The sequence below is a fragment of the Micromonospora arborensis genome, from assembly GCF_003205615.1.
Lineage (GTDB): Bacteria > Actinomycetota > Actinomycetes > Mycobacteriales > Micromonosporaceae > Micromonospora > Micromonospora arborensis.
Map to the genome: position 1 here is coordinate 16,229 of NZ_PYBV01000032.1, position 25,124 is coordinate 41,352.

The window sequence follows — 25,124 nt, forward strand, 5'->3', positions numbered from 1 at the left end:
CACCACCGGCCCACGGGTCGGTCGCGCCGCCGCTCACACCGTCACCAGATCCTTGAGCTGCTCGTACCGTGCGTCGCCGATCCCGTCGACCTGGCGGAGGTCGCCGACAGCCTTGAACCCGCCATGCTGATCTCGATGGGTGAGGATCCGTTGGGCGAGCACCGGCCCGACCCCGGGCAGCGCATCGAGCTGCGCCAGTGTCGCGGTGTTGAGGTTCAGTGGCCCGTCGGCGGGCGCAGCCGCACCACCGGGCGGCCCGGCCGGTACCGGCGGTGGCGTCACCCCGACCACGATCAGCTCGCCGTCGGTGACCTTGCGGGCGGGGTTGAGCAGCGCCACGTCGACCCCCGGGAGCGCGCCGCCGGCAGCCTGCACCGCGTCGGCGAGACGGGAGCCGGCCGGCAGCCGAACCAAACCGGGTTTGCGGACCTTGCCCGCGACCGCCACCACCAACTCGCCGGAGCCGGAGGCGCTGGGGTCGCCCGCCGGCGCGGCCGATGCGGTGTCGACGACCAGCGGGGCGACCGTTTCCGACTGCGGCCGAGATCGCCAGGCCCAGCCGGCCGCGCCCAACACCACTACTACGGCGACGACCGCCAACGCCCGCACACCGCGCCGCCCGGGGTCGAACGCCCCGGGCACAGGCAACCGCGGCTCGGTCGGGAACGCAAGACCGCCCGGCGCCGTCTCCGCGAGCGGCGCGCCCGGCTGGGAGGACAGCACGTCCGCAGGCGGCGCGCCAGCCAGGGACGACGGCACACCAAACAGGGGTACGCCCCCGAGCGGCGCCTCCGGCCGGGGCAGCGGTGCGACACCCGGCTCCGTCAGCCGGCGCAGGCGCTGGCGTACCTCTGTCTCCTCGTCGTGCGACACAGCGCGACGCTATGGCGGCGGCCGAGACGGTTGGGTGCCGCGGCACCGCCCTGTGGATAGCCGACCTCACTGTGGACAACTACCTGATCAAGCCTCGATTTGCTAAGGGGTCAGCATGTTGACCTGGTCTGGCCTGGTCAAGGCTGCGGATGGACGGGGTTGGTCCATCGACGAAAGCCGAAGGCCCCCATGGGCGCGGCGTAGGTCCGCTAGGCACAAATCCGGGCGGTCCATTGGGGAGTGTGAAGTAAAGTGCACCTCGTCGATCTTGATTGATCCGACCACGGAGGTGGCTCAGATGCGGGCTCGACTACGGCAGATACACATCGACGGGCACACCTTCACGTGGCGCGCCGCGCTGCACCACGTGCAGGTCGACGGCTTCTACCACCGGGCCGTCTACGTTCGGGCCTGGGGTGCCGGCGGCAAGAACAGCCAGAAACTCGAAGCGGACCTGATGTCGGCCCCCGGGCCGTACGTTGTCGACAACGGCTACCCCACACCCGCCGACGTGCGGGCGGTCATCATCTGCGGCCTGAAGAGTGGTTGGCAGCCAGAGCAGCGGGGCGGAACGTTCGTGCTGTCCGATCGCGAGCATGGTGCCACATTCACGGTGCCGGGTTTCCTGCTGGCTGATCCCGTACGGCCGGGCGAGAGCGCGCAGCCCACGACCCACGAGGCTCAGCAGCGAGGCTGACGGCCGACGGGCCAACCGCGTCCGCCGGCCGGCGGGCCCGCTACAGGTACGGCCGGGTGATGATCTCGATCGCGTGTCCCGCCGGGTCGAAGAAGTAGAAGCCCCGCCCGCCGTGTTCGGTGTTGGTCTCCCCCTCCCGCTTCAGTTGCGGGTCCGCCCAGTAGGTGATTCCGCGCCCCTCGACAAACGCCAGGCACCGGGTGAACAGCTCGTCGTCGACCAGAAACGCGTAGTGCTGCATCTGGATGTCCACCGGCGGCTCGGCGAACTGGAGCAACACACCGCCGTCCAGCAGGATGTTGACGAACGGCCCCCACGACGGCGCCTCCGGCAGCTCGAACAGCTCCCGGTAGAACGCGGCCGACGCGTTCTTGTCCTTGCTGGCGATGATGGTGTGGTTGAACGAGACTGTCATGCGTACCGTCTTCTTCCCGGTCGATCCGAAGACCCGACCGGAAGCCCCGAGCGTTCACCCAGCCACACCGATGACAAAGCCCCAAGGGCGCCAACGCCCCGGATCCCGCACGAGAGACGCGTGTATCGCGTCAATCTCGGCGTGGTGGCTGAAGTAGCCAGAACCTCCGGGGGGTAGGCCCATCTGGGGCGCGCACGGAGGCTAACACAAGGAGCCGGATCAGCTGTGCGGCGCGAGCCGGTCAGTGGGCCTCCGGGTCGAGGCCGAGCACGGCTCGTCCCCCGTCCACCGGCAGGATCACCCCGTTGACGAAGCTCGCCGCCGGTGACAGCAGGTACGCGACGGCCTCTGCCACCTCGTCGACCCGCCCGATACGGCCCACCGGGTGCAGCCGATTCAGCTCGGCGTCGATCCACTGGGCCTGGTCGGGCTCCTGGGCGGCCAGGAATTCGGTGTGCCGCTCGGTGGCGATCGAGCCGAGCGCGACGGCGTTGGCGCGGATGCCGTGCCTGCCGTACTCGACGGCCAGCGCCCGGGTCAGCCCCTCCACGGCGGCCTTCGCCGTCGCGTACGGCAGGGCGCCTGACACGGGCCGGCGGGCCTGGTGCGACGAGACGTTGACGATCGCGCCGCCGGCGGCGCGGGCCAGGAACCGGCGGACGGCCACCGCGGCGCCCACCACCGCCGGGCGCAGGTTCAGCCCGATCAGGTCCAGCACCGTCTCGGCCGACGCGGAGTGCAGTGTGGCGTCGCGGAACACGGCCGCGTTGTTCACCCAGCCGGTCAGCGGCGCGGCGCGTTCGGCCAGTTCGGCGGCGTGCTCGGCCACCCGCTCGTCGGCGGCGTCACCGATGACCGCGACGAGCCGGTCGGCGGCCGGGTGGCCGGCCAGCCAGTCGACCGCGTCGGCGTCGCGCTCCAACACGACGACGGTGGCGCCGGTCGCCACCAGGCGTTCCACCACGGCCCGGCCGACACCGCGGCCACCCCCGGTGACCACACAGGACGGTGACACGGCTCAGCCCTCCGGTCGGCGGTGGACGACCACGCAGGCCAGGCCCGGGCCGGCGTGCGCGCCGACGACCGCGCCCGCCTCGGAGACGTACGTGTCGTGCAGCCGGTCACCGAGCCGCTCGGTCAGCGCGGCGCGCAGCGCCTCGGCCCGTTGCGGCGCGGCAAGGTGGTGCACCCCGAGATCCACGTCGCCGCCCCCGGCCGCCTCGACGGCCAGGTCGACCAGTCGGGCCACCCCGCGGCTGGCGGTGCGGACCTTCTCACGCAGCACGATCGCCCCGTCCGGCATGTGCATGATCGGCTTGACCGACAGCGCGGTGCCGAACAGCGCCTCGGCCGCGTTGATCCGGCCGCCTCGGCGGAGGAACTCCAGCGTGTCGACGTAGAAGAAGACGGTGGTGCGGGCGACCGCGGCGAGCGCCGCGTCGCGTACACCGGCGAGGTCGACGCCGGCCTCGGCGGCGGTGACGGCCGCGATGGCCGGGAAGCCCAGCCCCATGCCGGCCGAGCGGCTGTCCACGACCTCCACCCGACCGTCCAGGTCGGCGGCGGCCAGGCGGGCGGCCTCGACCGTGCCGGACAGCGCGGCGGAGAGGTGCACCGAGACGACCCCGTCGGCGCCGGCGTCGAGCAGTTGGCGGTACGTCCGGGCGAACTGCTCGGGTGCCGGGCGGGAGGTGGTGGCCGTGACCCGGCGGGCGCTCAGCGCCAGGGTGGCATCGGCGGGCTGGGTCTCCACCCCCTCCAGCCCTTCCGCGCCGTTGAGCACGACGGTCAGCGGGATCACCGTCAGCCGGTGCGCCTGCGACAGCTCAGGCGGAAGGTAGGCGGTGGAATCGATGACGACCGCGACGGGCATGCCCGGCACGCTAGCCGATCGAGGCCCCGAACGCCGAAGCGCGAGCCCTCAGATCGCGTCGGCGACGACCGGGGCGGTGATCCGGCCGACGTTGTGGGCCCGCAGCTGCCAACCCCGGACGTCCTGGGGACGACCGACGGTCGGCGCGCTGGGTGCGCGCCGCAGCTCGGTCCAGTGGCAGTTGGCCAGGGAGCCGACGCCGCGCAGCACGGCCGGGTCCCAGCCGAGCAGGTGACCGATGCCCTGCCGGGAGGCGCCACCGTGGGTAGCGAGCACCACGGTGCCGTCGGGGGCCGCGTCGGCCGCCTCCAGCAGGGCTGCGGCGACCCGTTCGCCGAGGTCGTGCAGCGGTTCCAGATCGGCGCCCGGGTCGGGGTCACCGGCCCGCCAACGGGCGTACTCGTCGGGGAAGCGCTCGGCGACCTCGGTGAGGTGCAGGCCCTGCCACTGGCCGAAGTGCCGCTCGCGCAGCCGGGCGTCGGTGCGGATCGGAAGGCCCGTGAGCGCGGCGAGCGCGGCGGCGGTCTCCGCGGCGCGGCTCAGGTCGCTGGACACGATGGCGTCGGGCCGCAGCGCCGCAAGCAGCGGCGCGGCGGCGCGGGCCTGGTCGCGGCCCAGCTCGTTGAGGGGTACGTCGGTCTGCCCCTGGACGCGGTTGGCGGCGTTCCAGTCGGTGTTGCCGTGCCGCCAGACGATCAGTCGGCTCATTCGGCGGTGGCGGACCCGGCGTCGGCCTCGACCAGGTCGCGGTCGACGAACGGGATGGTGGGGCAGTCCTTCCAGAGGCGGTCGAGCCCGTAGAACTCGCGCTCCTCGGTGTGCTGGACGTGCACCACGATGTCGACGTAGTCGAGCAGCACCCAGCGGCCGCCCCGCTCGCCCTCGCGCCGGATCGGCTTGGCCTTGTCCGGCATCTCCAGCAGGCGCTCCTCGATGGCGTCGACGATGGCCAGCACCTGACGCTCGTTGGGGGCAGCGGCGAGCACGAACGCGTCGGTGATGGCGAGCTGGTCGCCGACGTCGATGATCGTGATGTCCTGCGCCTTCTTGTCGGCAGCGGCCTGGGCAGCCGCGATAGCCAGCTCGTGAGCGCGTTCGGAAACTGTCACCGTTCTCCTTCGATCAAGCGTGCGATCCTCCAAGCGTCTCATACCCGGCGACACCCCGGCCCTGCAGTTCTGGCCGGTTTGGTGCACAAACCAGGCGATATCCGGCGCGATCAGCGCTGATAGAGGCTCCGCTTGGCGATGTACTGCACCACACCGTCGGGCACCAGGTACCAAACTGGCTCGCCCCGGGCGACCCGGGCGCGGCAGTCGGTCGACGAGATGGACATCGCGGGGACCTGGATCAGACTGACGGTGTCCGCCGGCAGGTGCTTGTCGGTCAGCGGGAAGCCGGGACGGGTCACCCCGACGAAGTGCGCCAACTCGAAGATCTCGTCCAGGTCCTTCCAGGACAGGATGCGTTGCAGGGCGTCCGCGCCGGTGATGAAGAACAGCTGCACCTTGGGGCCGTACTCGGCCTGGAGGTCGCGCAGGGTGTCGACCGTGTACGTCGGCCCGGTGCGGTCGATGTCGACCCGACTGACCTGGAAGCGGGGGTTGGAGGCGGTGGCGATGACGGTCATCAGGTACCGGTCCTCGGCCGGGCTGACCGGCTCGTCAGCCTTCTGCCACGGCTGTCCGGTCGGAACGAAGACCACCTCGTCCAGGCCGAACCGGTCCGCTACCTCGCTGGCCGCGACGAGGTGCCCGTGGTGGATGGGGTCGAAGGTGCCACCCATGATCCCGATCCGCCGGATATCTTCCTCCACCCAATGATCGTAGGCCGACCGTTCTGGGCGACCGTCTCGGCCCAGCACGGGGTGGCGGGCGCGCTATCCGTCTGCGTATACTCGTGGACAAGTAATTGGCCACGAGGAGCGGAGGGTGACCGTGCCGAAGCGGCGCAAGGTCAGCAACCTGCTGGCACTGGCGGTGCTGTCCGCCCTGGTCCAACGGCCGATGCACCCGTACGAGATCGCCACCGCACTGCGTGCCTGGGGCAAGGACCAGGACATGGAGTTCAAGTGGGGATCCTTCTACACGGTGATCCGCAACATGGACAAACACCACCTGATCGACGCGGTGGAGAGCGTCCGCGAGGGCCGACGGCCGGAACGCACCGTCTACCGGATCACCGAAGCGGGGCGCGCGGAGCTGGTCGACTGGGCCCGCGAGCTGGTCTCCACCCCGATGCCGGAGCATCCCCGCTTCCGCGCCGGGTTGTCCGTCCTCGCCGCACTGCACCCCGACGAGGCCACCGACCTGCTCCGCCAGCGGCTCGACCTGCTCGACGACGCTCTCCGGCAGGACCGCGAAACGCTCGACGCCCACCTGCGGGAGATCCCGCGGCTGTTCCTGGTCGAGTCGGAATACGACCTGGCCATGCGGGCCGCCGAGGTGGCCTGGCTGCGTGCCCTGCTCGCCGAGCTGACCTCCGGCAGCTATCCGGGGCTGGACTTCTGGCGGGCCTTCCACGAGACCGGCGAGATTCCGGCCGAGTTGACCGAGCTGGCCGAAAGGACCAGCACCCCAACCTCGGACACCACCGACTGACGAACGGCTCCGGCGGGGTGCGCCAACACCCCGCCGGAGCCCTTACCTCGAACCGACACCTGGGAAGGCACCCGGCCCGAAGCGGCAATCAGAGGATAGCCGGGCTCCCTCCCAGGTCGGTTCGCGCGCGCACGAACCGACGACACCCAGGGAGAGACCATGACCACGGCACGAACCGCGATCGTCATCGGCGGTGGCATCGCCGGACCGGTGACGGCGCTCGCGCTGCACCGCGCCGGCATCACCGCCACCGTCTACGAGGCATACCCCGCAACAGCCGGCGGGGTCGGCGGCACCCTCGCACTCGCGCCCAACGGCGTCGCGGCGCTGCGCACGGTCGGCGCGGACGAGGCGGTGACCGCGATCGCCACCCCGATCGAGCGCAGCGCGATGGCCGTCGGCCGCCGCCACCTCGACCTGCCCACCCTGGCCGGGGTGCCGCCATTGCGCGTGGTGCACCGGGCCGAACTGCACCGCGTGCTGCGCGACCGGGCGGTCGCCGAGGGCGTCCCGTTCGAGTACGGCAAACGGCTGGTCGACGCCGAGCAGACCACCAGCGGGGTGACCGCCCGATTCGAGGACGGCAGCACCGCCAACGCCGACATCCTCGTCGGCGCGGACGGCATCCGGTCCAGGGTCCGCGGCCTCATCGACCCGGCCGCGCCCGGCCCCCGGTTCACCGGGCTGCTCAGCTTCGAGGCGGTCGCCCGTCACGAGGTGGACGTCGAGCCGGGCACGATGACGTTCGCGTTCGGGCGGCGCGGCTACTACCTGTACTGGCCGGAGCCCGGCGGCGGCACCCGGTGGGGGGCCAACCTGCCGCAGCAGCGGCCGATGAGCGTCGTCGAGGCCCGTGCGGTGCCGACGGCGCAGTGGCTGGACACGCTGCGCACCAGCTACGGCGACGACGACCCGGGCCGGGAACTGATGGCGACCAGCCGGGCCGACGAACTCCAGGTGGCCGGGTCGTTGCAGATCATGCCGCCGGTACCGAACTGGTACCGGGGCCGGATGGTGCTGGTCGGCGACTCGGCGCACGCGCCCTCGAACAGCTCCGGGCAGGGCGCTTCGCTGGCCATCGAGAGCGCGGTGCAACTCGCCCGCTGCCTGCGCGACCTGCCGGACATCCAGACGGCGTTCGCCGCGTACGTGCGGCTGCGCCGCGCTCGGGTGGAAAAGGTCGCCGCCCGCGCCGCGCGGATCAACCACGCGAAGGCGCCGGGGCCGATCGCCCGGACGCTGATGCCGTTGCTGATTCCGCTGATGATGCGAACGGTGATGGATCCGGAGAAGACCGTTGCCGACGAGCAGCGCTACGTCATCGACTGGGACGCGCCGGTCACGACGGAGCCTGCGCTGCGCTGAGCCTCGGCGCGGGGTGGCCCACCAGCCACCCCGCGCCCGCCCAGCCGTACGCCGCCAAACGTCACGCCGCCGCGGCGGCCACCGCCGTCCGAGCGACCAGCGCGCGACGCAGGTCGTCGTCGGAGTCGGTGACCACCCGACGCAGGCCAGGGGTCAGGTCGTCGCCGGCCAGCAACGCCGCGGCCGTCTCCCGGGTCGGCTGCGCCACGGCGTACTGGGGGAACGCCAGCTTCGCGACCCGGTCGGCCGTCCACGGGGTACGCCGACGCGCGGCGGCCGGCATGTCCGCGAAGTACCGCTCGACGTACGCGGCGGTCAGCTCGGCCTGCTCGGGCTGCCAGAACCCCTCGGCGGTCGCCTCCAACAGTCGGTTGGACAACTCGGTGTCCCGCACGATGATCTCCCAGGCGGCCTGCTTCGCGGCTGGGTCCGGCAGGGTGGCCCGGCAGCGGGCGGCCCGTTCCGCGCCCGTGGCGCTGTTGTCGGCGGCAGCCTCGATGGCGATCTCCGCCTCGCCGGCGGCGCCCAACACCACCAGCCGGTGCAGCACCGCCCAGCGCAGCTCCGCGTCGACCTTCAGCCCGGCCGGCACGTCCCGGCCGGCGAGCCAGCCGACGAGCAGATCCGCGTCGGTGGTCGCGGCGATCCAGCCCCGAGCGGCAGCCAACTGCAACGACTCGCCCGCCGGCGCACCATCGAGCAGTTGCCGGCATGCCCCGGCGACCCGGGCCAGCGCCGCGGACCGGGTCAGCGGGTCGAGGTAGCGGTCCACCAATGACCGGCTGAGCGTGAGCACGTCCTCGGCGATGATCACCTCGGTCTCGGTGGGCAGGGCGGCGACAATCAGATCGACCAGGGCGGTGACCGGCCGCTCCCCGTCGGTCACCGCATCCAACGCCTCGCCCCAGAGGAGCGCCCGGGTGAGAGGGTCGGCCAGGCCGGGCAACATCAGCGGAACGGCATCCGCCGACGCCCGGTCGAGGCGAACCTTGGCGAAGGTGAGGTCACCGTCGTTGAGCAGCAACAGCCGGGCCGCCGGTGCACCGGTCAGCGCACCGAGCAGCGTCCGGCCACCATCGGCAGCCGGGTCGACATCCACCTCGTCGCGCTGCACGGTGCCGTCCGCCGAGTAGCGGCCCACGCCGATCCGGTGCGGGCGCAGCACCGGGTGCGACTCCGGCGCGGTCTGCACCACGGCCACCTCGGTGTAGCGGCCGTCGGCGTCGACGGCGACCTCGGCGCGCAGCGTGTTGACCTGCGGCCGGCGCAACCACACCTCGGCCCAGCCGGAAAGGTCCCGGCCGCTGGCGGTGGAGAGGCTGGCCAACAGGTCGGCGAGGGTGGCGTTGCCGAAGCGGTGCGCGGCGAAGTGCGCGTTCAGACCGGCGAGGAACGCCTCGTCACCGAGCCACGCGACAAGCTGCCGCAGCACGCTGGCGCCCTTGGCGTACGAGATGCCGTCGAAGTTGAGCAGGCCCTCGTCGGCGTCGGCCACCTCCTGCGGGGCGACCGGGTGGGTGGAGGGACGCTGGTCGGCCGCGTACCCCCAGGCCTTGCGGCGCATCGCGAAGGTCGTCCACGCCTGGTCATACGGGGTCGCCTCGGCGACGACCCGGTAGCCCAGGTACTCCGCGAAGGACTCGTTCAACCACAGATCGTCCCACCAACGCATGGTGACCAGGTCACCGAACCACATGTGCGCCATCTCGTGGGCGATGGTGCTGGCCCGCTGCGCGCGCTGCGTGTTCGTGACGGCCGAGCTGAACACGTAGTCGTCGCGGAAGGTGACGATGCCCGGGTTCTCCATCGCGCCGGCGTTGAACTCCGGCACGAACGCCTGGTCGTACTTGCCGAACGGGTAGCGCTCGGTGAAGAGCTGGTGGAACCGGTCCAGGCACTGCCCGGTGATGGTGAAGATCTCCTCGGCGTCGGCGTCCAGGTGCTCCGCGAGCGAACGGCGACAGTAGATGCCCAGTGGCACGCCATCGTGCTCGGACCGCCGGACGTGGTACGGCCCGGCGATCAGCGAGAAGAAGTACGTGGCCAGCGGCGCGCTCGGGGCGAACTCCCAGCGGCCCGGAGTTGGCCTGGCGCTCACCTCGGCGTTGCCGGAGACCGTCCATTCCGGCGGCGCGGTGACCGAGAGGACGAAGGGAGCCTTGAGGTCAGGCTGGTCGAACGCGGCGAAGATGCGCTGCGCACTGTCGAGGAAACTCATCGCGTAGAGGTAGGTTTCGCCGTCGGCCGGGTCGACGAACCGGTGCATCCCCTCCCCCGCGTTCGAATACGCCATGTCGGCCTCGACGATCAGCGTGTTCTCCGCCGCCAGCTCGCTCAGCGGCAGCCGGTTGTCGGTCAACAGGTCGGGATCGAGGTCGCGGTCGTTGAGGCGTACCGCCAGCAGTTTGGCGGGCTTGACCTCGGCGAAGGTCGCGGCGCCGGGGGTCGCCCGGAACCGGATCGCGACGCGGGACCGGAACAGCTCCGCACCGCCGGTCAGGTCGAGGTCCACCTGATAGGACTCGACAGTAATCGCCGCGCCACGCGCGGTCGCCTCTACACGGGTCAGGCTCGGCATCCGCTTATCCTGCCCGATGGGGATCGGCACTCGGTCACCACACGACCCTCGGCACTGGAGGAAAGAACCATGGCGCAGCACCCCAAGGGCGACTTCGACCTCTCTCGAGCGGTCTGGCAGCGGGCCGAGGGGGACACCTCCGACAGCGCCGTTGAGGTCGCCTTCGTCGACGACCTGATCGGGATGCGTAACTCCGCCGAGCCCGACGGACCGGTGCTGGTCTTCACCCAGGCCGAGTGGGACGCGTTCGTGGCCGGCGCACAGGACGGGGAGTTTGACCTGGACTGACCGCCCTTCCTCGCCACCTCGTCGCTGTAGGTGTGCCGTGCCGGTGCCGGTAACCCGGACACCGGCACGGCGACGCGAACGAGGACCGGCTCCTCCGTCAGGGTGCGACGCCGAGTCGCTGACCCTGCCGTCGGCCCAGGTGGGCGGGCGGCGGTCACCCGTCTCCCGGGCCGTCGCCGTCGCCCCAGCCGAGGCCGCCGGGGCCGGGGGCGTGGTGGAAGCCGGGGTGATCGGCAACGTCGACGCAGCGCTCCCCGTCCGGGCCGACCGCCCCGCAGAACAGCCGCTCGGCCCGGTGCCAGGCATCGGCTGGCGACAGGGCCGCCGCACCGAGGGCCACTTCCGGGCGGAGCAGGCTCAACGCCTCCGCGTACGCCACGGCCACCTCGCGGGCATCGGCCGCGCCGGGCGCGGTGAAGCCCAGATGCACGGTGAAGAACCGGTGCGGCCGCGTGGGTCGCCGGGGCGGCCCGATCAGTGCCCGCCCCTCTCGACCCGAGCCCAGCGCCTCGGCCGCGCGCCGCTGCCGCCAGTGTGGCGACCTGTTGTCCCGCATGCTTCCTCCCCGTGGTCGTGGCCGTCGGCCCACCAGCAGCAAACCAGGTTTCGCCGCCCCTGGGAGGGGCCAGCCGGCGCGGGGATTCAGCGGCGACGACGGGGGTAAACGCAGCCGGCGCTGACGCCGATCAGGCCGGCGGCGAGGAGCAGGCCGGCGGCGACCGCCAGCACCTGCGCAGGAGGAGGCCCGATGGCGACCATGCCGGCCGACCGCAGCCCGGACAGCACCCTCGCGCTGCTCCGCTCCGGCTACCGGTTCATCGGCGAACGCTGCGAGCGGTACGGCAGTGACATCTTCCGGACCCGGATCCTGCTCGCCCCGGCCATCTGCCTCCGCGGCCGGCCGGCAGCGGAGCTGTTCTACGACAACGAGCGCTTCGAACGGGCGAACGCGATGCCGATGCGGGTGCAGCGGACCCTCACCGGGCGGGGCGGCGTGCAGGGGTTGGACGGGCCGGAGCACCGGGACCGCAAGAGCATGTTCATGTCGATCATGACACCGACCGCCATCCGGCAGCTCGGTCAGCTCTTCGACGACGAGTGGCAGACCCGGATCCCCGCCTGGGAGGGGGCCGGACCGGTGCTGCTCTACGACGAGCTGGGCCGGCTGCTGACCCGGGTGGTCTGCGCCTGGGCCGGGGTGCCGCTGCCCGCGTCGCAGGTCGACCGGCGCGCTGTCGAGCTGCACGCCATGATCGAAGCTCCGGCGGTGGTCGGCCCCCGACACTGGCGGGGACGGCTCGCCCGGTACCGCGCCGAACGGTGGCTCGCCGCCCTCGTCGAGCGGACCCGGGCCGGCTTCTCGCCGGCACCGGCCGGCAGCGCTCTGGCGGTGATCGCCGAGCACCGGGACGAACGAGGCGAGCTCCTCCCCCCGCGGATCGCGGCGGTGGAACTGCTCAACGTGCTGCGCCCGGTGGTCGCCGTGGACCAGTACCTCGTCTTCGCCGCGCTCGCCCTGCACGACCACCCGGCCTGGCGGGAGCGGGTCCGCGACGACGACGAAGCCGCCGAGCACTTTGTCCAGGAAGTACGCCGCTACTACCCGTTCTTCCCGATCGCGGCGGCCCGGGTCCGCCGGTCCTTCGACTGGCAGGGCCACCACTTCCCCCGCGGCCAACGCGTGTTGCTCGACCTCTACGGCACCAACCACCATCCGTCGCTCTGGCCACAACCGGAGCTCTTCCGTCCGGACCGGTTCGCCGGTCGTCGGGTGGACCCGTTCGAGCTGATCCCGCAGGGCGGCGGTGACCACTGGGCAGGGCACCGCTGCGCAGGCGAGTGGATCACCATCGACCTGATGAAGCGGGCGGTCGCCAACCTGACCACCGCCATGCGCTACGACATCCCGGCCCAGAACCTGGCCCTGGACCTGCACCGGATGCCCGCGCTGCCGCCCATCGGCCTGACCCTCACCAACATCCGCGGCACTGCCTGACCCGCACCGCCGCCCGCTGTCCTGCCCAGGAGGCGTCAATGCCCTCGGTCAACCCCACCGGTGACGCGCCGCGCGTCGCGCGTCGGGGGGACGTCCGGCACAGCGCCAGCACATCGCCGGGCCGTCTGCCGATGGCGTACGTGCTGCCGCTGCGCCGGCACACCGACACCGGCCTGGCCGAGCTGACCGACTACCTGCGCTGGTTGGCGGGGAGAGTGGACGTGCTCGTGGTCGACGGCTCGGCACCGGCCCTCTTCGCCCGGCACGCGCAAGCATGGCGAGGACTGGTCCGGCACCTCCCACCCGATCCCGCCGACCGCGGGCTCAACGGCAAGGTGATCGGGGTGTGCACCGGCGTCCGCGCGGCGGACCACGAACACGTGGTGATCGCCGACGACGACGTCCGGTACGACGACGCGGGGCTGATCGCTGTGCACCGCCTGCTGGGTCGGGCAGATCTGGTACGACCGCAGAACTACTTCGACCCCCTGCCCTGGCACGCCTGGTGGGACACCGGCCGGACACTGCTCAACCGGGCGCTCGGCGCGGACTACCCGGGCACCCTCGCCGTGCGCCGCAGCACCTTCCTCGCCATGGGCGAGTACGACCCGGACGTGCTCTTCGAGAACCTGGAGCTGATCCGGACCGTCCGGGCGTACGACGGCACCGAGGCCGCGCCGGCCTGGCTGTACGTACGCCGCCTCCCGCCGGATGCCGCCCACTTCCGCGGCCAACGCGTCCGCCAGGCGTACGACGACCTGGCCCAGCCGGCCCGCCTGCTGACCGCGCTCGCGGTCCTGCCGGCGCTGGCCGTGGCGGTCACGGCCCGGCGGCCCGCGCTGCTGCTCGGCGCGGCGGCCGGGGTCGTCGCCCTGGCCGAGACGGGTCGCCGCCGTGCCGGCGGGGGCCGGGTGTTCCCGCCGACCACGGCGCTGGCGGCCCCACTCTGGCTGCTGGAGCGCGGTGTGTGCGGCTGGCTGGCGGTAGCCCAACGCGTCCTGCTGGGCGGGGTCCGCTACGGCGACACCCGGATCCGCCGAGCCGCCAACCCTGTGCCCCGCACCCCACCGACCCGCGCGATCTTGCACTTTCGGTCGGGACAAGACCGCTCGTAGACTCACGAAACTCCCGCCGATACTGCAAGATCGGCGCTCACCCCACACGACAGCTCGCGGACACCGGGGCGATGGCCGCGAGCTGTCGTGGGGGCGGGTCAGTGGGTGGCGTGGTCCTTGACGTCGTGCGCGGCCGACCTCGTGTCGTCCTTGACCGTGTGCACGGCGTCCTGGGCGGTGGACTTCACCGACTCGGCAGCGTGCTGGGCCGGCTCACGCAACTCCTCCTTGAGTTCGCTGGCGACCGCGCCCAGCTTCTCCGTCACCGCACCGCTGTGCTCGCTGACCTTGGCCTTCACCTGGGTCGAGAGCTCCTGCTCGCGGCGGGAGGCGGGGATCAGCGACGAGGCCAGCCAGCCGACCCCGAACGCGATCAGACCGGCGGCGAGAGGGTTGCCCTGGGACTTCTGCCGGATCACCCGTGGCGCGCTGTGTGCGGCATCGCTGACGGTGGTCGCCGCCGAGTGCGCGGCGTCGCTGACGCCGGACGCCGCCGACGAGGCACGGTCACCCACCGAGTGGGCGGCCTGGCCGGTGCCGTGGCCGAGGTCAGACGCGGTTCCCATGACCTTGTCCCTCACATTCTGCAGAGCGGAACGGGCCCGCTGCTTGCGGTCGTCGACGATGCGGCCGGGGCTGACCTTGTACGCCAGCGCGTCCACATCGGAGCTGAGGCTGTTGCGGGTGGCTTCGATCTCCCGGCGGATCTGATCGGGATCGGTGCTCATCGGGTGACTCCCTCCGGGTGCGGCTTGAGCGCGTCGGGGATCCGCTGCACGCTGTCGTTGGTCTGCTTGAGCCCGCGTACGTGCTGGGCGTTCTTCTTGGCCATGGAGTAGAGGACCGCGGCGATCGCGGCCCAGATGACCGCCACGATCAGCCCGGCCCAGCCGGCGTCCATCACGTTGGACAGCCCGGCCCAGAGGGCGAGCGAGAGGAAGAGCGCCACCATGTAGCCGCCGAAGCCGGCGCCGCCGAAGAGCCCGGCCGCTTTGCCGGCCTTCTTGCCCTCCTGGCGGATCTCGGCCTTGGCCAGTTCGACCTCCTGACGCATCAGCGTCGACAGGTCGGTGGTGACCTGACGCATCAGGTCACCGAGGGAGCTGCTCTTCACCTCGGCGGCGGTGTGCGGGGCACCCGCGTCGGGGTGGTATCCGGAGTCCAGCCCGGACCCCTGCGTCGGCATGGTCATGCCGTCGCCTCCCTTCGGATGACTAGGCGGCTCACGGGCGAGGGCTACCGCTGGACGGCACGCCCGGCAGCGGGTCGGTCTGGGTCACCGGCGGCAGCGGCTGACCGGTGCCGGAGTGCTCCGGGTAGTCACCCCGAGTGGGCTCGGCGTAACCACCAGGCGCCGGGTCGGCATAGCCGCCGGACGTCGGCGGGGTGTGCGTGCCGGGGGTCGGGTCCAGGTAGCCGCCCGGTGGGACGGCGTCGGGCACCGCCCGGGGCGCTGGCGTCGGCGGCGGCGGCGGGATCACGGCGGTCTGCTCCGGGTCGTACGCCCCGGCGCCCCGGTAGGTCGAGGATCCGTTGCCGGAGTCGTCACCAGCGGCGGAGATGCCGCGGGTCAGCCGACCAGCCAGCACGCCGAGGACCGCCGCGCCGACCAGGAACGTGCCGGGGTTGCGCCGCGCGTAGTCACGTACCTCGGTGAGCAGGTCGCCGGGCTCGCGCTCCTCGAGCCAGCCGGCGACGCCGTGCACCCGGTCTGCGGCCTGGCGGGCCAACTCGGTCACCGGGCCGGCCTGGCCACCCTGCTCGGCCATCGAGCGCATCTCGTCGGCCAGCGAACGCAGCCCGCCAGCGGCCCGACGCTGCTGCTCACCGGTCTGGCTGGCGAGCTGGGTGCGAGCCTCGCCGTAGAGGTTGCGGGCCTGCCGGGCCGCCTCACGGCCGACCTCGGTGCCCTGCTCCTTGGCCGTCTGGGCGACCGCCCCGCCGGCCTGCGCGGCCTCGGAACCGACGTGGCGTGCCTGGTCGCGAACACCACCACCGTTGGTCGACTGCTGCCCGTACGTGGAAGACGTGGGTGAAAGATCGTAAGACATGATTTCCCTTCCGCTCAGAAAGTCGTCGCGGTTGTGCTGGGGGATGCGGCCGACGCTGCCACGGCCACTGACCAAATCCCTACCCTGCGTTTCGCCTTCCATACCTCTTCGTGCATTTCTCTGCGCGACAGGCCGGATCGACTTCAAAATGGAGGATCGTCGGGCTGCGTCATGTCGCCGCTGCGGACAGTGAGGTTCGCGAGGGCTGGCAGATCCACGGAGGGGGCAGCGATGGCACGAGACGCGCGAGGTGGCCGAGCGGCCCGCCACCGTCCCCGGGTCCAGTCGGCCGCGTTGGCCGTGGCCGGGGTGTTCCTGCTGATCGGCGTCCTCGGCTTCATACCCGGCATCACCACCGACTACGGCAGGCTGAGGTTCGCCGGGCACCACTCCGACGCACTGCTGCTCGGGCTCTTCCAGGTGTCGATCCTGCACAACGCGGTGCACCTGCTGTTCGGGCTGGCCGGTCTGGTGCTGGCCCGCAGCGTCGGCGGCGCCCGGGTCTTCCTGGCCGGCGGCGGCGCGGTCTACCTCGCGCTCTGGCTGTACGGTCTGGCGATCGAGGCCGTTGACCCGGAGGCCGGGGCGAACATCCTGCCGATCAACGACGCCGACAACTGGCTGCACCTCGCGCTCGGCTTCGGGATGCTCGCGCTCGGGCTGTTGCTGTCGAACCAGGCCGGCACCGGCGGACGCCTGGACAACCCCGCTGACCGCCATTGACCTGCCACTACGGGTTTCGCGGTCGCGCCCGCAGGGGTAATCGATCAGCGAAGGAGGTGCGAGATGCCTCGTTGGCTGCGCAACAACGCACTGACCGTTGCCATGCTGGGCGCGTTCCTGGTCTTCCTCGTGCTGCAGAGCGTCTTCGGCTGGCAGACCCACAACGAGGAGCTGACCGAGTTCGGAGCCGCACCGCTGAGCTGGCCGGCGTACCTGACCAGCGGGCACTTCGCCGAAGCGGTCTTCGAGAACTGGGAGTCGGAGTTCCTCCAGATGGGGGGCTACGTGCTGCTCACCGCGTACCTGGTGCAGCGGGGTTCGGCCGAGTCGAAGCCGGTGCACCAGACCGACCGGCCGGAGGACGACGAGCGCCGGGCCACCCCGCAGTCACCCTGGCCGGTACGCGTCGGCGGCCTGCCGCTGGTGATCTACCGCAACAGCCTCTCCCTCGCACTGCTGCTGATCTTCGCCGGTTCCTTCGTCGGTCACCTGCTGGGTGGCACCGCCGCGTACAACGAGGAGCAGGCGCTGCAGAGCGGCGCACCGCCGATCGGGGTGTGGGAGTTCCTCGGCACGAGCGATTTCTGGTTCCAGTCCATGCAGAACTGGCAGAGTGAGTTCCTCGCGGTCGGTGCCCTGATCCTGCTGAGCATCGTCCTACGCCAGCACGCCTCACCCGAGTCGAAGCCGGTGACCGTCGAGCACGCCAGCACCGGCACCTGACCGGCGGCGGCCCCACGCTCAGGCCGCGACCGGCAGCCGTTTCGCGAAACAGATGCTGTACGGGTTGCCCACGTACTCGCCGTAGACCGGGACCTCGTCGTAGCCGCAGGACCTGTACAGCGCGATCGCGGCCGGCAGGTAGACGCCCGTCTCCAGGCAGACCACCGAGTGCCCCTGCCGGAACGCACACTCCTCGAGCGCGGCCAGCAACTGACGGGCGATGCCCCGCCCCCGGTACGCGGGCCGCACGTACATCCGCTTGATTTCGCCGGTCTCGGCGTCGATCGACTGGAGCGCTCCGCAGGCGACCGCCCGCCCGTTCACCACCCCCGCCAGGTAGCGGGCGTCGTCATGAGGGACGAAGACCTGCCCATCCAATCCGCCGTCGGCCTCGCGCAGCTCACGCTGCTGCGCGATGACGAGGGCGGCGATCTCCGGATCGATGGCAGGCCGGGACTCGATCAGCATCACCCCACGCTAGGAGCGGAGGATTTCGCGAAGGTTTCCGGAAATCAACCCGATCACGGAGCGCAACGGGCTACTCGGCGTCGTCCTCGTCGTCGATGTCGTCGGGGTCGTCCGACGAGTCCGCACCCACCTCGTCCGCCGACCGCACCCGGCGGGCCTTGCGGGCAGCGAGTCGGTCCGCCGCGGAAAGCCGGTTCGACTTCTCCTCCAGGCGGACGTCGGTGCCCCGGTTGCCGGGCACGAAGTCCACGCCGGCGTAGAGCGTCGGCTGCCAGTCGAACTCGCGTTCACCGATCCGGACCAGGTCACCGGGCTGCGCGCCGGCCTTGGCCAGCTTGTCTTCCACCCCGAGCCGGGCCAGCCGGTCGGCCAGGTAGCCGACCGCCTCGTCGTTGTCGAAGTTGGTCTGCTTGACCCAGCGCTCCGGCCGGATACCGCGAACGGTGAACGAGCCGTCCGCCTCGGCCGTGATGGTGAAGCCGTCGTCGTCCACGGCGAGCGGACGGATCACGATCCGGGTCGGCTCGGCGGGCGGCGCGGCCTTCCGCTCCGCCTCGACCAGCTCGGCCATCGCGTAGGTGAGCTCCTTGAGCCCCTCCCGGGTGGCCGCCGAGATCTCGAACACCTGGTAGCCGCGCTCCTCCAGGTCGGGGCGCACGATCTCGGCGAGGTCCCGGCCGTCCGGCACGTCGACCTTGTTCACGGCGACCAGCCGGGGCCGCTCGGCGAGCCCGGCCCCGTACTCGGCCAGCTCGGCCTCGATGGCGTCGATGTCGGCGACCGGGTCGCGCCCGGGCTCCAGGGTCGCCGAGTCGATGACGTGCACCAGCACCGCGCAGCGTTCGACGTGCCGCAGGAACTCCAGGCCCAGCCCCTTGCCGGTCGCCGCACCGGGGATCAGGCCCGGCACGTCCGCGACGGTGAACGTGTGGTTGTCCATCCTGACCACACCGAGGTTGGGCACGAGGGTGGTGAACGGGTAGTCGGCGATCTTCGGCTTGGCTGCGGAGATCACCGAGATCAGCGACGACTTGCCGGCCGACGGGAAGCCCACCAGGCCCACGTCGGCGACGCTCTTGAGCTCCAGCACGATGTCCAGTTGGTCGCCCGGCTCGCCCAGCTCGGCGAAGCCCGGGGCCTTGCGCTTGGCGTTGGCCAGCGAGGCGTTGCCCCGCCCGCCGCGCCCGCCGCGGGCCACCTCGAAGGTGGTGCCGGCGCCGACCATGTCGGCCAGCACCGTGCCGTCGATGGTCTGCACCACGGTGCCGTTGGGCACCTTGAGCACCAGGTGCTGGCCGTTGGCGCCGTCCCGGTTCGACCCGGCGCCGCCCTTGCCGTTGTCGGCCTTGACGTGCGGGTGGAAGTGGAAGTCGAGCAGCGTGGTCACCTGCGGGTCGACCACCAGCGAGACGCTGCCGCCATGCCCGCCGTTGCCGCCGTCCGGCCCGCCGAACGGCTTGAACTTCTCGCGGTGGATCGAGACACAACCGTGCCCGCCATCGCCGGCCTGCAGATGCAGAACGACCCGGTCAACGAACGTTGCCACGGCGTCAATCCTTCCAGCGAGGTCGGACCCCGCACTTCGAAAAAAAACTAAGCGGGCCGGGACCCGGAGGTCCGCGGCCCGCTTAGCCCGAGAACTACTGCTGCGGAACGATGCTGACGGTCTTGCGACCGCGCTTGGTGCCGAACAGGACCGCACCGGCGGACAGCGCGAACAGCGTGTCGTCGCCGCCACGGCCGACCAGGTCACCGGGGTGGAACTTGGTGCCACGCTGCCGGATGATGATCTCACCGGCGCTGACGACCTGACCACCGAAGCGCTTCACGCCGAGTCGCTGGGCCGCGGAGTCACGACCGTTACGCGAGCTGGACGCACCCTTTTTGTGAGCCATTGGAGGACGACCTACTTCCCGCTGGAAATGCCGGTCACCTTGACCTGGGTCAACGGCTGGCGATGACCCTGGCGCTTGTGGTACCCGGTCTTGTTCTTGAACTTGTGGATCCGGATCTTCGGGCCCTTGGTGTGCGCGGCGATTTCGCCGGACACCGCGACCTCGGCAAGCTTCGCCGCGTCGGTCACCAGGTCGTCACCGTCGACGAGGAGCACCGCGGTGAGCTTCACCGCGTCACCGGGGGCACCGGTGAGCTTCTCGACCTCGATCACGTCGCCCTCGGCGACCTTGTACTGCTTGCCGCCGGTCTTGACGATCGCGTACATCGGAGGCGGACTCCCTGTCGTTGAGGCTGCTGGCGGTCGTCCCCGCGGCGGCTCGCCGGGTAGCAGTGCACGGCGGCGCGGGCACACGGGAACTCGGCACACCAAAAGTGCGCCGCAGGCAAGAGTACGCCATTGTTGGCCCGGACCCCAAACCGGCCCGCCCTGGTCAGCGCGCGCAGAGCTGGTCGAGGCGCTGCTGGAGCCGGTCGAGCTCGGTTTCGTCGATCGACTCGACGTCCGCCCCGAGCGCGGCCACTTCGGTGCCGATGTCGGTGAGCAGAGTCTTGAGCTGCGGATCGGTGGCCCGCTCCGACTGCTCCCGCAGTTGGGTCCGCCAGTCGGCAAGCGCCGCCTCAGCCCGCCCGCGGGCAGCCTCGGCCGTGCTGCTGTCCCCGGCACCCACCGCAGCGACCATCTGGCCCAACTCGGCCACGTACGTCCGGACCGCGGTGCTGCTGGCCTGCTGTGCGGCGGCGCAGACCTGCGTGGTGGCACCTCCCGCCGCACCATCACTGGCCGGCATGGCGGAGGCTCCGGGGGACGTGGCACCGGCCGTCGAACCGGAGCCCCCGGTGGTCACACCGGTCGAACCCGCCCCAACGCCTGGGCGGTCGGTGGAACAGCCAGCCGCGCCGACGAGCACGGTGACCAGCGCGGTGACGGCGAGCAGACGACGCATCTTCTTCTCCTGACCCGGGACGGCCGATCCAGGACCGGGGTGGCCGCAACGGCGAGGTCCCTCCCCCGTCTTTGCCGGGGAAGGGACCTCGCCAAACACTTGGCCGGTCAGGCGGTCAGGGGCGGGTCCGCCGGCGGGTGCCACCACGGCGTGAACGGCGACGGCCGGTGCCACCCTCGGCGCTCTCCTCGTCGCCGTCCCCGTCGGCGAGCGCGTCCGGGTCGTCCGCCGCGGCCAGCCGAGCCGACTCTCCCTGCTGGCTGTCGGAGATCGCCGGCGCGGCGGCGGTGTCCGACTCGTAGCGGGACAGGTCGTAGCCCATGGTGTCCTGGTAGTCGGCGTCCGGTTCGGCGCTGGTGTCGGTGTCGACGACCTCGACCGCCGCCCGCTCGACCGGGGCGTTCTTACGCGCCCGGCGGCGCGACGACGCGGTGCCCTGCTCGGCGGCCGGAGCGGCGGCCACCGACGAGGCGACCGCCTTGACCTTCTCCCCCGCACCGGCGGGGCGCGGCTTCTCCGGCACCGGCTCGGTGTGCATGATGACGCCCCGGCCCTTGCAGCACTCGCAGGTCTCGCTGAACGCCTCCAGCAGGCCCGCGCCGATCCGCTTACGGGTCATCTGCACCAGACCGAGCGAGGTGATCTCGGTGACCTGGTGCTTGGTGCGGTCGCGACCCAGGCACTCGGTGAGTCGGCGCAGCACCAGCTCACGGTTCGACTCGAGCACCATGTCGATGAAGTCGATCACCACGATGCCGCCGATGTCGCGCAGCCGGAGCTGGCGGACGATCTCCTCCGCCGCCTCCAGGTTGTTGCGGGTGACGGTCTCCTCCAGGTTGCCCCCGGAGCCGGTGTACTTACCGGTGTTGACGTCGACGACCGTCATCGCCTCGGTACGGTCGATCACCAGCGAACCACCGGAGGGCAGGAAGACCTTGCGGTCCAGACCCTTGATGATCTGCTCGTCGATCCGGTACTCGGCGAAGACGTCGCTGGTGCCGACGTGCCGACGCACCCGGTCGACCAGATCCGGGGAGACGTGCGACAGGTACGACTCGACGACGTCGTACGACTGCTCGCCCTCGATCACCAGCTCGCGGAAGTCCTCGTTGAACAGGTCCCGGACAACCCGGATGACCAGGTCCGGCTCCCCGTAGAGCAGCGCCGGAGCGCCACCCTCGGCCGCCTTGGCCTGGATGTCCTCCCACTGGGCCTGCAGACGCTTGACGTCGCGAGCCAGCTCGTCCTCGCTGGCGCCCTCGGCGGCCGTACGGACGATCACGCCCGCGCCGTCCGGGACCAGCTTCTTGAGCACGTCCCGCAGACGCTTGCGCTCGTTGTCCGGCAGCTTCCGGCTGATCCCGGAGGCGTTGCCGTTGGGCACGTAGACCAGGTGCCGGCCGGAGAGCGCGATGTGGCTGGTCAGCCGAGCGCCCTTGTGCCCGATCGGGTCCTTGGTGACCTGGACCAGCACCGAGTCGCCGGAGCGCAGCGCCTGCTCGATCGAGCGGGCCCGCCCTTCCAGACCGGAGGTGTCCCAGTTGACCTCACCGGCGTACAGCACCGCGTTGCGACCCCGGCCGACGTCGACGAACGCCGCCTCCATGCTCGGCAGCACGTTCTGCACCTTGCCGAGGTAGACGTTGCCGGCCATGGTGCCGGAGGAGTTGCGGGTGACGTAGTGCTCGACCAGCACGCCGTCCTCCAGGACGGCGATCTGGGTGCGGTCACCGCGCTGGCGGACCGCCATCACGCGGTCGACGGCCTCCCGGCGTGCCAGGAACTCCGACTCGCTGAGAATCGGCGGTCGCGTACGCCGTTGCTCCCGGCCATCCCGACGACGCTGGCGCTTGGCCTCCAGCCGGGTGGAGCCGGACACGCCCTGCACCTCGTCGACGGTCCGGCGCGGCTCGCGGATCTTCACCACGGTCGGTACGCCGTCGTCGGCAGCGCCCTCCGTGTCGCCGGCGCCACGGCGACGACGACGCCGGCGGCGACGGGTCAAGCCGTCCCCGCCCTCGGCCTCGTCGTCCTCGTCACCTTCGGCCTCGACTTCGGCGGTCTCTTCCTCATCGGCCTGCGCCGCCTCTTCGGACTCCTCGTCCTCGGCGTCGTCGGCCCCGCCCTTGCCCCGGCCCCGGCCGCGGCGACCACGCCGGCGGCGGCGGCGCGCGGCGGCGCTGTCCTCGTCGTCCTCATCCGCCTCGGTGGCCTCGTCGGCCTCCTCGGTCGGCTCCTCCTCGGCCTCGATCGCCTCGACCGGCTCGACCGGCTCGACCTCGCGGCGACCACGCCGGCGGCGGCGGGACGGCTCTGCGGCCTCCTCGGCGGCCGGCTCCTCGGCGACCGGGGCGGGCTCGACCGGGCGGGTCACCGGCACAGCGTCCGGCTGGGGCGCCATGAACAGCACGGTGGGTGCGGAGAGGGCGGCCCGCCGACGACGCGTACGCGGCTGCTCCGGCTCGACCACGTCGTTCGGCTCATCCGTCACACCGGAGACGGCGGCACCCGGTGACACCTCACCGGAGCGCTCCTGCGCGCCATTGGTCCAGGCCAGCTCGGCAGCGGTCGCGCTCGGGACGGCCTCCGTGTCGTTCAGCTCAGCCTCGGCCTCACGCAGGTCGGACTCCGCCGGCTCCTCGGCGACGACCGGCTCCTCAGCGGCGACCGGCTCCTCGGCTGCGGCGGGCTCCTCGGCGACCGGCTCCTCGATCGCGGGCGGCTCCTCGACGGCAGCCGGTGTGGCCTTCTTACGCCGGGTACGGGTCACCTTGACCGGCGGAACCACCTCGGCCGAGGCCACCTCCGCGGAGGCCGCGACCAGCGGCTCCTCGGCGGTCGTCTCGACGGGGGTGGCCTTGCGGCGGCGCCGGGGGGTCTTCGGGGCGACGTCCAGGTCGCCGGAGATCGGGGCGAAGACCTCCGCCTGCGGCGACTCGGCACTGCCGGCGTCGCCGGTGGGCGCCTCGACCGGCGCTTCGGTCTGCTCCGGCTGGTTGAGCGGGGCGGCCCGACGCCGGGTCGCCCGGGTGCGCCGCACCGGCGCGGCAGGCTCGGCGCTCTGGGCGCCGACCGGGTCCACCGGGGCTGAACCGACAGCCGTGGTAGGGGTCGCGGCGGTGGCGCCGTCGGCAGTGGTGCTCTGGTCGGCGGTGTCACCGGCCGGCTGTGAACCGGTCCGTTCGCCGCCCTCGGGCTCGTTCTCGAGCATGGACGTTCTCCAGTTCTGGCTACCCCGGGCGCGTGTGAGCGCTGCCACGCAGGGTCGCCGCAAAAGTGTTTCCGCCGGGCGCGCGTGGTGCGCGACCGCCGAAGTCTGCCTGCCAGAGCACGGACCGTCGGTCAGTGCCCAACGATGGCTGCCCCGCCGCGGTCCGCATCCAACGGATCCACGATCGCACCCTGCGCGGTCAACGTGCCCTGAGCCAGCCGGGTCACCCTCGGCGAAACCGGCGGCTCCAGGTCGGCCACCACGCGGAGGCCGGAAAGGACGTCATCGGGCCGTACGGACGGGGTGACCTGCCGCACGACCAGTTCGAGTATCGCACACGGTACGGCCGCCGCCCCGGAAGGCGTCGGCGTTGGCGCGAGGACATCGACCGATATCACGGCCGCGCGGGCGTCGAAAGTGCGTCGGCCCTGCTTGGTCATCCGCTCGACCAGCACCTCATCGGCCGCGACGAAGGCGTCGACCGCAGCGCGTAGGACCACCGTGTCGACCTCGGGCAACTCGATGTGCCAGTGCGACGCCTCGATCCGGTCCGGAAGGTTGCCGCCCTCGGCGATCACGGCGTCCAACACGTCCAGCCCCGGCGAGAGCGCGGCGTCCAACGCGGCCCGCAGCTGCTCCGGGTCGACCTCCGCCTGAAGAGCGATCTCCAGGTACTCCGCCTCGCTCGCCACCCCGGTGGGCGCGGCACTGGCGTAGGAGATCTTCGGGTGCGGGTGGAACCCCTGGGAGAAGGCGACCGGTACGGCGGCCCGGCGCAGCGCACGCTCGAACGCCCGGGCGAAGTCCCGGTGCGAGGTGAACCGCAGCGGCCCGCGCTTGGCGTACCGGATGCGGACGCGCTGGACGACCGGCGCCTGGCCGCCCTCGGGTTGAGGCTTCTTGGCGATCGTGGGCTCCTCGGGTGTACCTGCGTGTCCGCCCATCCTGGCGCAGGGCCCGTGACGGTACGCAGCCGGGGCGGGCGCCGTGCCCGGCGAAACAGTGCAAACCGGCCGACACCACCATGATCATTTGCCGGAAACGCCGATGGCCGGCCGGGAGACCCGAAGGTCATCCGGCCGGCCACCATGATCAGGACCGGTTACCGCTGCCCGGCGGGGGCGGGGGCGGTGGTGCCCCTCCCGGCGGGCCGTAACCCGGCGGCGCGTAACCGGACGGCGGCGGGTATCCACCACTGGGCGGGGCGTAGCCCGGAGATGGCGGATAACCGGGCGGCGGCGCGTAACC

The 25,124-nt window shown here is 71.8% G+C and carries 27 protein-coding genes; 8 read left to right on the plus strand and 19 right to left on the minus strand.

Annotated features, from left to right (window positions below; all coding sequences use genetic code 11):
- Nucleotides 1–33: 33 nt before the first annotated feature.
- Entirely contained in the window at nt 34–873 is an 840-nt protein-coding gene (locus C7C45_RS24170) for a ComEA family DNA-binding protein (protein ID WP_110565997.1), read from the minus strand.
- Nucleotides 874–1,171: 298 nt separating this feature from the next.
- Here C7C45_RS24170 and C7C45_RS24175 point away from each other — a divergent pair, with 298 nt between their 5' ends.
- Nucleotides 1,172–1,570, plus strand: a complete 399-nt coding sequence (locus C7C45_RS24175) for an integrase (protein WP_110565998.1) — start codon at nt 1,172–1,174, stop codon at nt 1,568–1,570.
- 40 nt (nt 1,571–1,610) lie between these two features.
- Here the strand turns inward: C7C45_RS24175 and C7C45_RS24180 are convergent, their stop codons facing one another.
- The 6 genes from C7C45_RS24180 to nadD form a co-directional block, all read right to left on the minus strand.
- Entirely contained in the window at nt 1,611–1,985 is a 375-nt protein-coding gene (locus C7C45_RS24180) for a VOC family protein (RefSeq protein ID WP_110565999.1), read from the minus strand.
- 241 nt (nt 1,986–2,226) lie between these two features.
- Entirely contained in the window at nt 2,227–3,000 is a 774-nt protein-coding gene (locus tag C7C45_RS24185) for an SDR family NAD(P)-dependent oxidoreductase (protein ID WP_110566000.1), read from the minus strand.
- A 3-nt stretch (nt 3,001–3,003) separates the two neighbouring features.
- A complete protein-coding gene (locus C7C45_RS24190) occupies nt 3,004–3,858 on the minus strand; it encodes a DegV family protein (RefSeq protein WP_110566001.1) in 855 nt (284 codons plus the stop codon).
- Between the two features lie 48 nt (nt 3,859–3,906).
- Nucleotides 3,907–4,566 carry a histidine phosphatase family protein gene (locus C7C45_RS24195; RefSeq protein WP_110566002.1) on the minus strand — a complete coding sequence of 220 codons (660 nt, stop codon included), beginning with the start codon at nt 4,564–4,566 and terminating at the stop codon, nt 3,907–3,909.
- Nucleotides 4,563–4,967: a ribosome silencing factor gene (gene rsfS, locus C7C45_RS24200; RefSeq protein WP_110566003.1), complete on the minus strand. Its 405-nt coding sequence runs from the start codon at nt 4,965–4,967 to the stop codon at nt 4,563–4,565. The genes C7C45_RS24195 and rsfS overlap by 4 nt, the downstream gene beginning before the upstream one ends.
- 110 nt (nt 4,968–5,077) lie before the next feature.
- Nucleotides 5,078–5,674, minus strand: coding sequence for a nicotinate-nucleotide adenylyltransferase (nadD, locus tag C7C45_RS24205; RefSeq protein ID WP_110566004.1), 597 nt, complete (start codon nt 5,672–5,674; stop codon nt 5,078–5,080).
- A gap of 115 nt (nt 5,675–5,789) precedes the next feature.
- Between nadD and C7C45_RS24210 the strand changes: the two genes are divergently transcribed.
- Complete coding sequence (locus C7C45_RS24210; protein ID WP_244200540.1) at nt 5,790–6,458, plus strand: PadR family transcriptional regulator; 669 nt, start codon at nt 5,790–5,792, stop codon at nt 6,456–6,458.
- 159 nt (nt 6,459–6,617) lie between these two features.
- Nucleotides 6,618–7,823 carry an FAD-dependent monooxygenase gene (locus C7C45_RS24215; protein ID WP_110566005.1) on the plus strand — a complete coding sequence of 402 codons (1,206 nt, stop codon included), beginning with the start codon at nt 6,618–6,620 and terminating at the stop codon, nt 7,821–7,823.
- A 61-nt stretch (nt 7,824–7,884) separates the two neighbouring features.
- On the opposite strand, the gene pepN is transcribed toward C7C45_RS24215, so the two are convergent.
- On the minus strand, nt 7,885–10,401 hold the full coding sequence (gene pepN, locus C7C45_RS24220; RefSeq protein ID WP_110566006.1) for an aminopeptidase N: 2,517 nt from the start codon (nt 10,399–10,401) through the stop codon (nt 7,885–7,887).
- 69 nt (nt 10,402–10,470) lie between these two features.
- Between pepN and C7C45_RS24225 the strand changes: the two genes are divergently transcribed.
- The gene (locus C7C45_RS24225; protein WP_030336536.1) at nt 10,471–10,689 is read left to right on the plus strand and encodes a DUF397 domain-containing protein; all 219 of its coding nucleotides are present in this window, start codon (nt 10,471–10,473) and stop codon (nt 10,687–10,689) included.
- Nucleotides 10,690–10,843: 154 nt separating this feature from the next.
- Here the strand turns inward: C7C45_RS24225 and C7C45_RS24230 are convergent, their stop codons facing one another.
- Nucleotides 10,844–11,245: a hypothetical protein gene (locus C7C45_RS24230; protein ID WP_110566007.1), complete on the minus strand. Its 402-nt coding sequence runs from the start codon at nt 11,243–11,245 to the stop codon at nt 10,844–10,846.
- A gap of 192 nt (nt 11,246–11,437) precedes the next feature.
- Between C7C45_RS24230 and C7C45_RS24235 the strand changes: the two genes are divergently transcribed.
- Nucleotides 11,438–12,685 (plus strand): cytochrome P450, encoded by a 1,248-nt coding sequence (locus C7C45_RS24235; protein ID WP_110566008.1) that lies wholly within the window; start codon nt 11,438–11,440, stop codon nt 12,683–12,685.
- A 38-nt stretch (nt 12,686–12,723) separates the two neighbouring features.
- On the plus strand, nt 12,724–13,800 hold the full coding sequence (locus tag C7C45_RS24240; protein ID WP_244200541.1) for a glycosyltransferase family 2 protein: 1,077 nt from the start codon (nt 12,724–12,726) through the stop codon (nt 13,798–13,800).
- Between the two features lie 98 nt (nt 13,801–13,898).
- On the opposite strand, the gene C7C45_RS24245 is transcribed toward C7C45_RS24240, so the two are convergent.
- From C7C45_RS24245 to C7C45_RS24255, 3 genes are read right to left on the minus strand one after another with little or no spacing between them, the layout of a single operon-like run.
- The gene (locus C7C45_RS24245; protein ID WP_110566009.1) at nt 13,899–14,528 is read right to left on the minus strand and encodes a DUF3618 domain-containing protein; all 630 of its coding nucleotides are present in this window, start codon (nt 14,526–14,528) and stop codon (nt 13,899–13,901) included.
- The gene (locus C7C45_RS24250; protein WP_110566010.1) at nt 14,525–14,992 is read right to left on the minus strand and encodes a phage holin family protein; all 468 of its coding nucleotides are present in this window, start codon (nt 14,990–14,992) and stop codon (nt 14,525–14,527) included. Before C7C45_RS24250 ends, C7C45_RS24245 begins: the two co-directional genes overlap by 4 nt.
- A gap of 31 nt (nt 14,993–15,023) precedes the next feature.
- Nucleotides 15,024–15,851, minus strand: a complete 828-nt coding sequence (locus C7C45_RS24255) for a hypothetical protein (RefSeq protein WP_110566011.1) — start codon at nt 15,849–15,851, stop codon at nt 15,024–15,026.
- A gap of 231 nt (nt 15,852–16,082) precedes the next feature.
- Here C7C45_RS24255 and C7C45_RS24260 point away from each other — a divergent pair, with 231 nt between their 5' ends.
- Together C7C45_RS24260 and C7C45_RS24265 are read left to right on the plus strand one after the other, a co-directional pair.
- On the plus strand, nt 16,083–16,574 hold the full coding sequence (locus C7C45_RS24260) for a DUF4383 domain-containing protein (protein ID WP_110566012.1): 492 nt from the start codon (nt 16,083–16,085) through the stop codon (nt 16,572–16,574).
- 63 nt (nt 16,575–16,637) lie between these two features.
- A complete protein-coding gene (locus C7C45_RS24265; protein ID WP_110566013.1) occupies nt 16,638–17,297 on the plus strand; it encodes a DUF6766 family protein in 660 nt (219 codons plus the stop codon).
- Between the two features lie 18 nt (nt 17,298–17,315).
- Here the strand turns inward: C7C45_RS24265 and C7C45_RS24270 are convergent, their stop codons facing one another.
- The 7 genes from C7C45_RS24270 to C7C45_RS24300 all read right to left on the minus strand — a co-directional run bounded on the left by C7C45_RS24270 (nt 17,316) and on the right by C7C45_RS24300 (nt 24,820).
- Nucleotides 17,316–17,765, minus strand: coding sequence for a GNAT family N-acetyltransferase (locus tag C7C45_RS24270; protein ID WP_110566014.1), 450 nt, complete (start codon nt 17,763–17,765; stop codon nt 17,316–17,318).
- A gap of 70 nt (nt 17,766–17,835) precedes the next feature.
- A complete protein-coding gene (gene obgE, locus C7C45_RS24275; RefSeq protein WP_110566015.1) occupies nt 17,836–19,311 on the minus strand; it encodes a GTPase ObgE in 1,476 nt (491 codons plus the stop codon).
- Nucleotides 19,312–19,405: 94 nt separating this feature from the next.
- On the minus strand, nt 19,406–19,660 hold the full coding sequence (gene rpmA, locus C7C45_RS24280) for a 50S ribosomal protein L27 (RefSeq protein WP_007464062.1): 255 nt from the start codon (nt 19,658–19,660) through the stop codon (nt 19,406–19,408).
- A gap of 11 nt (nt 19,661–19,671) precedes the next feature.
- The gene (gene rplU, locus C7C45_RS24285; protein WP_007464063.1) at nt 19,672–19,986 is read right to left on the minus strand and encodes a 50S ribosomal protein L21; all 315 of its coding nucleotides are present in this window, start codon (nt 19,984–19,986) and stop codon (nt 19,672–19,674) included.
- A 166-nt stretch (nt 19,987–20,152) separates the two neighbouring features.
- The gene (locus C7C45_RS24290; RefSeq protein ID WP_110566016.1) at nt 20,153–20,665 is read right to left on the minus strand and encodes a hypothetical protein; all 513 of its coding nucleotides are present in this window, start codon (nt 20,663–20,665) and stop codon (nt 20,153–20,155) included.
- A 115-nt stretch (nt 20,666–20,780) separates the two neighbouring features.
- Nucleotides 20,781–23,876 (minus strand): Rne/Rng family ribonuclease, encoded by a 3,096-nt coding sequence (locus C7C45_RS24295; RefSeq protein ID WP_110566017.1) that lies wholly within the window; start codon nt 23,874–23,876, stop codon nt 20,781–20,783.
- Between the two features lie 131 nt (nt 23,877–24,007).
- A complete protein-coding gene (locus C7C45_RS24300) occupies nt 24,008–24,820 on the minus strand; it encodes a TIGR03936 family radical SAM-associated protein (protein ID WP_110566018.1) in 813 nt (270 codons plus the stop codon).
- Between the last annotated feature and the right edge of the window lie 304 nt (nt 24,821–25,124).